We start from the raw sequence: 10938 nt of genomic DNA on the forward strand, positions 1-10938 counted from the left end.
TTTCTACAACAAAATATACAAAAAGCTGGTGAGTAGGATTGATTCCTATTTATATGAAATTTTAGCTCTTATAACTGCTGCATCAAGCTGACTAGTGCATTTGAGACCTATAGCCGCGCACCTATCGGATTTTAGAGCATATATCAGCATCAGGTCACCCTGGCATAAATTGTATGCTTGGTCATTATTTAGAGTGATATCAATATTTCCTGCTGCACAATAGAATACATCAGCAGAGTTCTTTAAGTCGGTATCAGGCAAATAAGTCATAGCCTCAATGCTCAAGCCCTTACTGATGAACATAGCCTCTAATTTCCCCGTGCATTCTTCTGACAGCATAAGATTAAAATCCTTTGCACGTCCTATGCTCCTCGTGGTCCAACCGCCGCTGAAGCTATCCTGCTCATAAGGTTTAAGCAGCGTACTGTGATGTCCTTCATGCTGAAGTGACATTTCACCTTCAATTATCATAATATGTCTCCATATCCCAGGCAGACTCGTGAAGGTTGACTCTTCTATATCGACACAGGCAGAGCTCAGTCTCCACTTAAAATTACGTTCTTTATATTCTGAATCCTTTGGATAAATAGCAAGCTGTGTGGTTGTCCCTCCTGACCAGGTGCTGATGCTTTGTTCCTCTTTGCGTATTATTTCAACTGAATATGGCATTGTTATCTTCTCCTTTGATAATGATTTTTGCTTCACATCCTCCCATAGTTGTATTCTATACCAACTGCCTAAATAACTAAAGCCTCCCTTAGGAGGCTTTAGTTATTTTTCTTTTTCAAGAAGCTCTCTCACTTCCTGCTGACCTTCTTCAAAAAATTCGGCTTCTTTAGGATCGAGAATCCTTAGAAGTGCCATGAGCTCTCCCACGTGAGCCTTCTCTTCATCCCTAATATCTCCTATAACCTTCTTTGCTACAGTGTCCTCAGTGGCTTGCACATGAGAGTCATATGTGAATATTGCTTCGATTTCCCCGGCAATATCAAGACGAATTGCTTGTATAAGCTCTTCCTTGGAAATCTTGCGGTCCACGTTTCCGCTGAATGGGCTCCCAAAATTGGGCATATTCAATACCTCCTCTTAAGTGAAAATACTCTCCTCCTAAATATGCCCAAGTTATCTATCCTTATTCTTTGTGTAAAGATAATTCAGGTGTGCAGCATGCTCACTTTCATCAGTCAATGCTTCAAAAAACACATCCCTGACAATCGGATTATTATTGGCCAGATATATGTCTCTATAGAATTCATAGGCCTCCAGCTCATCAAGAATGGCCTGTTCCAACCCCTCAATATAATTGCTGAAGTCAGGTGACTTTACATCACTGATCTCAGGTTCCTTTCCTGTTATCATTTTGAAGAGCATTCTAAACTTTGAGAAATGCTTTGTTTCATCTTCAAAAAAATGTTCGATTATATCCGTCTCCTTTTCATTTGGCACCATATCCATAAGCCTCTTATAATATTTCCCAGCCTCCGTTTCTCCCTTCATAGCCTTCATTAGCTGTGCGGGAGCCACATTATAGGTCATATAGCTATACATTAAAACACTTCCTTATAAAATGTAAGTCAGTATAGTCTATGCCCAGCCATCTTATTTGTTTACCAAAACTGTGTATCCTGTTGTAGAACCATCATGCGCAGTTATAACATATTTCACGATTTCATTGAAATTATTTGCAGTTATGCCACTATATTGAGCCGTCTCCCTAACTTGAACAGACTTTCCAATATAAGTGAAGGAAGCGACCAGGTTTGTCAAATCTGTTCCTTCAGGAGCAGATAGCTTAATGGTACTGCTGGCCTCATCAATTATACCCTTAACTGTAGGATTCAAGCCTTCAAATGCGTACTCCGCCATAGAACTTATATTCAAGTCCGTCAACGGTGATTTCATATCTTACATCTCTTAGCAGCGGCTTTTTAGATATGATTTTATGCACATTATCACTGACTCTCGATGTACTTTCAATGAGGTTTCCTCCGAGGCTATCTCCGTCTTCATCTAGCTCATACAGGGAATTTATCTTGTATATTGTGCTGCTCTTGCTCACCTTCAGGGTATCTTCATTCAATATTTCTACACCCTGAATAAAATCACTGCTCATAATATTGGTGCCGGCAAACTCAATCTCCAGATCGTCTATATCCAACCTGTTCCCTGCAATATCTGCTGCAGCAGATTGTGGTTCAAGAATGTAAATATACTCGTCACTCATCTCATCCTCTGTGAATATGTTTACTCTGGTCTTATCCTTGGAATCTATCTCAACTATGCCTATGTCTATATGCTTCACTCTATTATCATCATCCTCGTAGGTTATATCGTAGCTCCCAGCCGCCCTAATTGCCTCGCTGAACACTATCTGCGCTTTGTTGCGGGTTATAGCTTCAACATATTCTATATAAGGCTCCTCGTCATCCTCCATAAAAGACTCGAGTATTGTGCTGTTTGAATCTCCATTATCATCATCTTCATCGTATGCACCTAATTCCACATAGTCAGATACCATGGCTGTAAAATTGAATTTAAACTCCTTATCTGCAGGTATATCTTTGTTAGCTTCATAATCTACAGTACTGTATGCTTCATTGGTATCCTCCTCGTCGGGATTCTTTACAGCTTTCCAGTCTATGCTTACTCCGCTGGGCTTATCAATTCCTGATACGCCTTCTTTTATAAGCAATACAGGCTCTGTAAACACTACACGGAATCTCCTTACATCCATCTGATCCCAATAATCCACTTCCGGCGGCTCATTTTCAATATCAGTTCCAAAGAAATCCAGACTGCTTTCCAGTTCATAAGCGTTGTTTCTTAAATCCCATACCCCTGTTAACCTGGTTACTTCATATTCTTCGTCATCATCCATCGATTCATCAGCTATCATTACAACTGTAGTTCCATCATCCAGCACGCTTCCTGCCTGTTCAAAATCAATGTTTGAAGCCTCCATCCTGGCATTTTCTGCATATACCTCTTCTTCAAAATGTATCCAAACCTCTTTCTCATTTACAGCATCAATATATGCCACTTCCGGTGGATCATCATCATACAGATTACCGTTATAAAGCACACTTACGCTTACATTGGAAAGAGCATTCCCTGATAAGTCCTTAATATTATTCAAAAGTACGGTATGACTCTTATCTGACGACAGTGAGCTTACTGTCAGCCTGACTGTCTTGCCATCCTCCTGCAATACTGCTTTTGTAGTCAGTGCCAAGCTGTCTATCCTATAGTTGGTTGTATTCTCTGCGGATTCCTCCTCAAGTACATTGTCGAAGTTAAGCTCTATTGTTTTGCTGTCTATACATTCGACAGAGGTTATATATGGAGGTGTCCTATCATCTGCTACTCCTTTGAATCTGTATGTTTTGTAGCCCGAGCTGCTGGAAGTCTTCATTTCATTTCCAAATTCATCAATTATACCCCTTATTACAAGAGTATATGACTCTGACTTCTCCATTTCGCTGGTAATAAGAAGTACTGTCCTGCCCTCCGAAGAGTAAAGTTCGTTTGGATTTTTGATCCTTATTTCCTTGATCTCCAAGTCTTCATCAATATCATAGTTATCCATGTCATATGCTGATTGTATGTCTAGAGCATTGGCATCCTCAAACTCTATTTCCACCATTGTATCCGTTACTGCTTTGGGATTGTGCGCAACTGACGGTGCTGTCCTGTCTTTGGACTTTCCTCTGAATTCCTTCTTTATTTCCCTGGCTATTTTATTCCTGAGCACTGAGCCATCTGAAATACCTTCTATAATCAAAGTATATGCCTTACCCGGCTCCTGACTCTCAGTCACAAGCTCCACGGAATCCCACAAGCCGTCCTCATCCCGATCCTTTACCTGTACTGCTTCCACATCCAGACTTCCGCCGCCTTGAGTTATTCTATAGTTGTCTTTCTCCTGAGCGGTTTCTTTATCCAATCCGTTGGTGTCAGAGAACTCCAACAGCAGCTTGATATTGTTCAATACTGTCAGCTTGTTGAGCTTCGGAGCGCTTGTATCCTTTTTACCTGTGAATCTTTTTGTAATCAGTTTGGTTGTTACTCCATCCCCATTCTTAATACTGTGTATTTTCAGTTCATAGGAACGTCCAGCCTGAATACCGCTGGTCACAAGCTTTACCTTGGTATTGGTGCTATCTAGTGCCGCTGACTGCACAGTCGCACCTTCAATAGAATAAGTGTCACTATCTTGAGCAGCCTCATTATCAAGTACTCTGTCAAAAGTAAGCTCTACCAGGTCTGTATCCTTGCACTCAGCAGTAATTAGCTTTGGGGCATAGCTGTCCTTTCTTAAACCTTTGAAGCTATAGCTCTTATCATTGAAAACCATTGTGTAAGTGGTGCTTTCATTCATCGCCGAGGTGTCGATTATTACAGCACCTGCATTCTTCATACTTACCTCTTTGATATCCAACTGCTTTATGCTGTACAGGTCCTCGTCAGCAGCCTCCGAACCATCTACCAGCTCCTCAAATACTACCTCCACCTTACTGTTGGAAATTGCCCTCACAGTTTTCACTGCTGCTTCCATTTCCTTGGAATACAAATCAAGGTCTATTGCATCTCCCTTATTCACATCCCCATTATCAACCAAGTGCTCTATAAGTTTTTTATCCGAGTTCTTCATTTTTGAATTCAGTGCCTCCACTGTAGCTATTGCAAGGTTCCTTACAGTAAAGTTTTTTGTATCCGCTACCTTCTTCAAGCCTTTTTCTGATGCGAAATCAAGAACCGAGCTCCAGTCAAAGTCCCCAGCCCCGTCAATTTTTTGCTTATAGCCCAAGCTTTCCAGAAGCACTTTATAATACTCTTTTGAGCTGATAGGGTTATAAGGCAGGAAGTTTATCCCGTCGCCTATCCAGCCATACTCCGGGTGATTCTTCAAATAGCTCAGCACATTTCTGCCTTCTTTCCATGCGATAGCATTGGCATCTTTAAAATTGCTGCCTCCGGTGTAAGATAAGGCATCCTGTTCCAAGCCCTTAAGCCTCAAAAACATTATCGCAGCTTGAAGCCTGCTGGGGTGTGTCTCGAGATAGGCATTGTCAACTACTCCAGCGTCTCCCTTTAGTATTCCCAGGTCTCTGCAAATACGTCCCTCGTAACCGATGTCAGCATCGCTGTACGCCTGTAAAGGCAGTACCGTACCAATTACTAGAATAAGAATTGTGAGTGTTGTTACAAATTTTCTTAGCATTAAACGTACCTCCTTGTTTCTTTCCTAGTAATTAGATATGATGCATATTCCTCAAACTGTACTAATTCGGTGATTTGTAATAATCTCTTAATGGCTTTGTAATATAACACCGAAAAAGTTTAGGTTTGCTTTTTTCGGTTATACTATCTTTATATTGAACGCACTTGAGAATAGATATAGGAGGTAGTAAAAATGCGTCTAATTGCGAGATTCCCAGATCAAAGACAGGTCGGTGCATTAGTAGACTCATTGAGAAATGCCGGTTTCGATAGAAAAGACATGATAATAAGTGACCTTGCAGACAGACAAGTCTTCACAACTATTGAAGAAGCAGCTCAGGAGATTTCATTTGTAAAGACCGAGAGAAACGGACTGGGTGAAATAGAAAGCTTTTCAAGCGGTATAGAAGGCCTCGAGGGCAAAAGCGGCATTATCGTGGCGGTAGAAACTCCAAAACATGAAAGCACAATAGTAAGATCCATTATGGAACAGTCCGGTGCTGTTGAAATTATTAGAGACTAAAAATTCAAACACCCTTAAATCTATCCGCAGTTGATTGATAATTATACTACATATGGCTATTGTACTTGTATTTACTGGCTATTTATTATACAATCTCATTGTTACTAATAAAATATTAATGGTAGAGTAGGCATTCATGCGTAAAGTGCTGGTTGTACGGGAAGTTGACACCAGACGAAAAGTCCTTTGGACTTGCGGTATGTTTGCTGCATTCCGCTGCCACTTAAGAGCCAAATCTCTTTAAGTGGTATATTTCCCATTTAAAGAGAGGAGGTGATTGTATGAGTAAGACAAAGACAATTGCTTTTGTCGGGCTGCTCGTAGCAATAGAAATCATTTTTACTCGTTTCCTGTCCTTTCAGACTCCAATAATAAGAATAGGCTTCGGGTTCATACCTATTGCATTTTCAGCAATAATGTTTGGTCCTGCAATAGGTGGATTGACTGCTGCTATTGCTGATGTAGTAGGAATGATAGTTTTCCCAAAGTCGGCATATTTCCCCGGGTTTACTTTAAGTGCATTTCTGAGTGGTGCTATATATGGGCTCTTTCTATATAGAAAGCCCGTAACTGTACTAAATGTATCAAAGAGTGTACTATTGATAACTATACTTGTTGACCTTGGACTGAATACGCTTTGGCTATCCATGATTACCGGTAAAGCTGCATTGGTACTGCTGATACCAAGAGTATACAAGAGCTTGATTATGCTCCCGGTACAAATTGCTGCAATACAAGTATTATGGAAATACATAGGCAGCCATATTGATAAAGCAAGCTATGCAAAGAGCAATTAAATAAAAGGGGATTATCTCAAACTGGAATGTCATTCTAGTTTTGAGATAATCCTTTTTTCATGCATCAAACTGGAAAAATACTGTGAAATCTTTATTTTCCATTTATTACATTTTTTTAAAGGCAACAAATGTGGTAAAATGTAATAAAAGTCTAATCCACCCAAAATGGGGGAGCGGGGGAACATATTCTTTGGGGTGAAGCCGTTAGGAACGGCAGGGTGTACTCTTTTACCTAACCCGTCAACTAACCTCGCAGACTAAAAAAGGGAGTCTCATATGCTACAATTTAAAAGGTTGTTGTTTTTTTCCACTGTATTTATTTTATTGCTCGGTTTGTTTACAGTCACTGTAAATGCCGATGATAATAAAATAACTACAGTCGCTGCTTCAAGCTTAAATCTGCGCAGCGGTCCCAGTACAGCTAATGCTGTTATAGTCACTTTGAAACAAGGTTATAAATTAACGATCCTCGAAACCTCTAAGGGCTGGTATAAAGTAAAAACGCCTGCTCGTACTGTAGGTTGGGTACATAGTGACTATGTCACAAAAACAGATACAATTGCTTCCCGTGGAGCTGTCACAAGAACCCAATCGAAAGCTGCCTCTGAGCTTTCCACAGAAATCGTAAGCTATGCGAAAAAGTTTCTTGGTGTAAAGTATGTTTGGGGTGGAAATACACCGTCCGGCTTCGATTGCTCAGGCTTTGTAAAATATGTCTATAATCATTTTGATTTAAGCATTGAACGTACCGCTTCAAGTCAAGCAAAGCAGGGTACAGCCGTCAAAAAAGCAGATTTAAGAGCAGGTGACCTTGTATTCTTTGACACCAACGGTGGACACAACAAAGTAAATCATGTGGGAATATATATCGGTGATGGGAATTTTATTCAGTCCTCATCCGGAAGCTCTGCACACAAAGTCGTCATTTCCAACTTGGAGTCAGGCTTCTATAATAATTCTTACATGACGGCAAGGCGCTTTTTTTAATAAAAAAATATAGGACAGGCGTCATATAAAATGGACTGTCTCGAAGTAGGGAGAATTCCCTATTTCGTGGCAGTCCATTTTATATTTTCATCAAGCATATGATATTCTATTTCTTCCGGCTTTCTTTGATTTATATAACCTCATATCTGCAATATTCATCAATTCATTGGCATCTTTTGCTTCACTTAAAGCAGCTGCCCCGCCGCTGATTGTTACTCTGGTCTCAGAATTCCCTAAAGGAACAGGGGTTCTTGCAACTACTTCCAACAGCTTGTCCGCAGCTTCTTTTGCTCCCTCCATGCCAGTGCCGCTAAATAGCACTATAAACTCATCTCCGCCGTATCTGAAAACATAATCAGATTCTCTTATGCTATCCTTTAGCAAATTAGCAACATGCCTTATTGAAAAGTCTCCTGCCATATGTCCTAAGGAATCATTCAGATACTTGAAGTTGTCTATGTCCATAAGCACTATTACGGAATCTGTTGAGCCGTTGCGGTTCCGTCTAGCCATTTCCTTCTGAAGTATGTCGTAAAAATATCTATGGTTGTATAAGCCCGAAAGAGAATCAGTTACAGAAAGCACTTCAAGCTTCCGGTTTGCCTCCATCAGCTCTTTATTCACTCTCTCCAACTCCTCCTCAGCATTTTTAAGCTCTGTGATATTCCTGGATACCCCCCAGGTTCCTATTATATTCCCACTGCTGTCCAAAAGCGGGTATTTCGATGTAGATACCCAAGTCACTGACCCATCCAGCCATAGTTCCATCTCTACTTTGCCCAGTATGGGCTTACCGGTTCTTATAATAGATTGCTCATCCTGGTAAGCTTTTGCAGCATGAGGTTCCTTGAACAAATCAAAATCAGTCTTTCCAATGACAGAATCAGGATTATCAATCCCGAGCCGTGAGGCCACAACCTTGCTAATAAAAAGAAATCTTGAATCCTTATCCTTGAAATAGAAGGTATCCTGGGAATGTTCCATGATTGTCTCGATAATGAACTTCTTATTAATTATATTTGTGCCGGTCAGCATCGAAATGTTGTCGTTGTTATCAAACTCTTGATTGTTCATAATGTTGCTCCAATCAATAAATATTTCATGAGGACCGAAAGCGAAAAAAACTTATCCTATATTTTCGTTCACTAATGCTTTCATAAGTTTCGCATCCAAGTTACCACCCGTAATGATGAACGCAGTCTTCCTGTTCTTAAAAATCTCTGGATTGCTCATAAATGCTGCAACTCCGACTGCCCCCGAGGGTTCGCTTACAACCTTTTCCTTATCTAGTAAATATACGACAGCCTTCCTTATTTCTCCTTCATCTACTTCAATGATTTGATCTATACACTGCGCAGACATTTCATAGGGGATTTCACCAACTCCGCCGACCAAGGCTTCACATATAGACGGCTCATTAGGATAGACCTCATAACATTTTTTATCCCTCATTGAATGAACCATTGCAGGGCAAGCAGAAGTCTGCACTCCTATAACCTTAATGCCGGGCTTTAAGCTCTTTGCAGCTACCCCAACTCCGGTAATCAAACCTCCTCCTCCAATAGGAACAACAATAGTATCTATATCAGGATTCTGCTCAAGTATTTCCAAAGCAACTGTACCAGCCCCTGCTATGACATCAGCATCCGAGCATGGGTCCACAAAGGTAAGTTCTTCCTTTTTCAAAGCCTTCAGAGCTGCTTCATGTGCTTCGTCGTAGTTATCCCCTTCCAATATCACTTCAGCTCCATAATATCTCATCTTATCAAGCTTTGCGCCGGGAGTAGTCCTGGGCACATATATTTTTGCCCTTATGCCGCCCAGTATATAGGAGGAATAGCTGACCCCAGCGCCATGATTTCCGGAGGAAACAGCCAGTATCCCTTTTTTCTTCTCTTCTTCACTCAGCAGCGTCATTTTGCTTAATGCCCCTCTTGCCTTAAAGCTTTTAAGCTTCTGCTGGCATTCCAGCTTTAGGTATACTTTGCAGTTTTCACTGCTGAGCCCCATTGAAAGCTCCAGGGGTGTCCTGTAAATGTATTCTTTGATACGCTCTCTTGCTGCAACTATGTCTTGAAAAGTAATCATAACACGCCTCCACATATTTTTTATGCTACTAATATTTTATCATTTATTGTAGCTTCTTTACAATACATGTAAAAATGGTAAACTCCAATCCTTGTTTACCGCTTTAATTTTGATAAAGTTATTAATACAGTCTGCATTCAATTATTTTTCCTTAATACTTGAATATACTATACTACCGAACAAATTGCTTTAATAATCTATCAAAGAGGTGGTTGCGATGTTACATCCATATTTAAATCAATGCCCGGAAGACAACAGCTATGTAGTACAGACAGGGGATACACTTTATGCAATATCAAGGTTCTACAATGTTACACTTGATGATCTGATAGCGGCCAATCCTGATGTTGACCCTGAGCTTATAACCCAAGGACAGGTTATCTGCATACCCCTGAGTGCACCGCCAGTGAACTGCCCCACTGGAGCTACAACCTATGTAGTGCAAAAAGGTGATAGTTTTTATTCTATTGCTAATAAAAATAAAATGCGTTTATCCGCATTGCTGAAAGCAAATCCGAATATCAACCCGGACGCATTACTTATAGGTCAAAGCATCTGCATACCTGTAATATCCAGCACCTACACTAATGAAGCCTATAAAGTCAGGTTCATTTACCCATATCGCTGGAGTAAAATCGACAGTGAGAGATATGCAGGTATAGACGGTTTCTTCAATATATCTGTAATTTCCGGCGATGTATCTGTTGAAGAGGTCTGCCACATCGAAGCGCATCATAAGCTAAAACCTTACGGAACTAATCCAACTATAAGCAGTGCAACAGTAGCTGGCCATGAAGCCTGCTTCATAATACCATCTACTGATCAGCCCATGGAGATGCGCGGTCAATCAGCCTTGATTGCTAAATATGTCAAGCCGCTGGAGATCGAGGACACCAGTTATCAGTACCTGATTATCTGGACTGATAAGAACCATCTGCGGGATATAGCAAATTCACTGGAGTTTTTGAATGACTAACATGAAGGGCACACAGCAATCCTAGCCCAAACAAACTATTATGTATGATAATAGTTTGCTCAGTCATATAAAATACCTACACGACTGTATATCAAGCCCATACAGTCTAAGGTCTAAGACCCTCGGTATCTCATACGATTTTGGCAGCAATGCTGTGTGCCCGATATTATTCTAACCCTTTTTTTACGGTTTATTCATCCAAATAAGAACAGCCATGTCATAGCCACATATGAGTATACAAAAATTGATGGCACTAATTCTCTCCGCCTAAGAAAAGTCTAACGCCTTCCAATATCCATCCGTGGACGTGGAAGGCTTGCTTCGGCGTCCTGCCTCGCATACGACTT

Annotated in this window: 11 protein-coding genes and 2 riboswitches; of the genes, 4 read left to right on the forward strand and 7 right to left on the reverse strand. The window is 40.6% G+C overall.

Annotated features, from left to right (window positions below):
- Nucleotides 1-45 precede the first annotated feature (45 nt).
- From VEB00_05765 to VEB00_05785, 5 genes are all read right to left on the reverse strand, one after another.
- Nucleotides 46-705, reverse strand: a complete 660-nt coding sequence (locus VEB00_05765; GenBank protein HYF82516.1) for a HutD family protein — start codon at nt 703-705, stop codon at nt 46-48.
- Nucleotides 706-771: 66 nt separating this feature from the next.
- Nucleotides 772-1071 (reverse strand): ubiquinone biosynthesis protein COQ7, encoded by a 300-nt coding sequence (locus VEB00_05770; GenBank protein ID HYF82517.1) that lies wholly within the window; start codon nt 1069-1071, stop codon nt 772-774.
- A gap of 51 nt (nt 1072-1122) precedes the next feature.
- On the reverse strand, nt 1123-1548 hold the full coding sequence (locus VEB00_05775; protein HYF82518.1) for a ferritin-like domain-containing protein: 426 nt from the start codon (nt 1546-1548) through the stop codon (nt 1123-1125).
- 51 nt (nt 1549-1599) lie between these two features.
- On the reverse strand, nt 1600-1902 hold the full coding sequence (locus VEB00_05780; GenBank protein ID HYF82519.1) for a hypothetical protein: 303 nt from the start codon (nt 1900-1902) through the stop codon (nt 1600-1602).
- The gene (locus VEB00_05785; protein HYF82520.1) at nt 1847-5221 is read right to left on the reverse strand and encodes an Ig-like domain-containing protein; all 3375 of its coding nucleotides are present in this window, start codon (nt 5219-5221) and stop codon (nt 1847-1849) included. The genes VEB00_05780 and VEB00_05785 overlap by 56 nt, the downstream gene beginning before the upstream one ends.
- Nucleotides 5222-5413: 192 nt before the next feature.
- Here VEB00_05785 and VEB00_05790 point away from each other — a divergent pair, with 192 nt between their 5' ends.
- The 3 genes from VEB00_05790 to VEB00_05800 all read left to right on the forward strand — a co-directional run bounded on the left by VEB00_05790 (nt 5414) and on the right by VEB00_05800 (nt 7527).
- Nucleotides 5414-5743, forward strand: a complete 330-nt coding sequence (locus VEB00_05790; GenBank protein ID HYF82521.1) for a hypothetical protein — start codon at nt 5414-5416, stop codon at nt 5741-5743.
- A gap of 120 nt (nt 5744-5863) precedes the next feature.
- Nucleotides 5864-5964: riboswitch (THF riboswitch) on the forward strand.
- A gap of 60 nt (nt 5965-6024) precedes the next feature.
- Nucleotides 6025-6540 (forward strand): folate family ECF transporter S component, encoded by a 516-nt coding sequence (locus tag VEB00_05795; protein HYF82522.1) that lies wholly within the window; start codon nt 6025-6027, stop codon nt 6538-6540.
- A gap of 138 nt (nt 6541-6678) precedes the next feature.
- Nucleotides 6679-6815, forward strand: a riboswitch (cyclic di-AMP (ydaO/yuaA leader).
- Between the two features lies 1 nt (nt 6816).
- Nucleotides 6817-7527: an NlpC/P60 family protein gene (locus VEB00_05800; protein ID HYF82523.1), complete on the forward strand. Its 711-nt coding sequence runs from the start codon at nt 6817-6819 to the stop codon at nt 7525-7527.
- 90 nt (nt 7528-7617) lie between these two features.
- On the opposite strand, the gene VEB00_05805 is transcribed toward VEB00_05800, so the two are convergent.
- Together VEB00_05805 and VEB00_05810 are read right to left on the reverse strand one after the other, a co-directional pair.
- A complete protein-coding gene (locus tag VEB00_05805; GenBank protein HYF82524.1) occupies nt 7618-8601 on the reverse strand; it encodes a GGDEF domain-containing protein in 984 nt (327 codons plus the stop codon).
- A 51-nt stretch (nt 8602-8652) separates the two neighbouring features.
- Nucleotides 8653-9615: a threonine/serine dehydratase gene (locus VEB00_05810; protein ID HYF82525.1), complete on the reverse strand. Its 963-nt coding sequence runs from the start codon at nt 9613-9615 to the stop codon at nt 8653-8655.
- Nucleotides 9616-9832: 217 nt separating this feature from the next.
- Between VEB00_05810 and VEB00_05815 the strand changes: the two genes are divergently transcribed.
- The gene (locus VEB00_05815) at nt 9833-10591 is read left to right on the forward strand and encodes a LysM peptidoglycan-binding domain-containing protein (protein ID HYF82526.1); all 759 of its coding nucleotides are present in this window, start codon (nt 9833-9835) and stop codon (nt 10589-10591) included.
- Nucleotides 10592-10938 lie beyond the last annotated feature (347 nt).

The organism is Clostridia bacterium, from assembly GCA_035628995.1.
Taxonomy (GTDB): Bacteria; Bacillota; Clostridia; order Lutisporales; family Lutisporaceae; genus BRH-c25.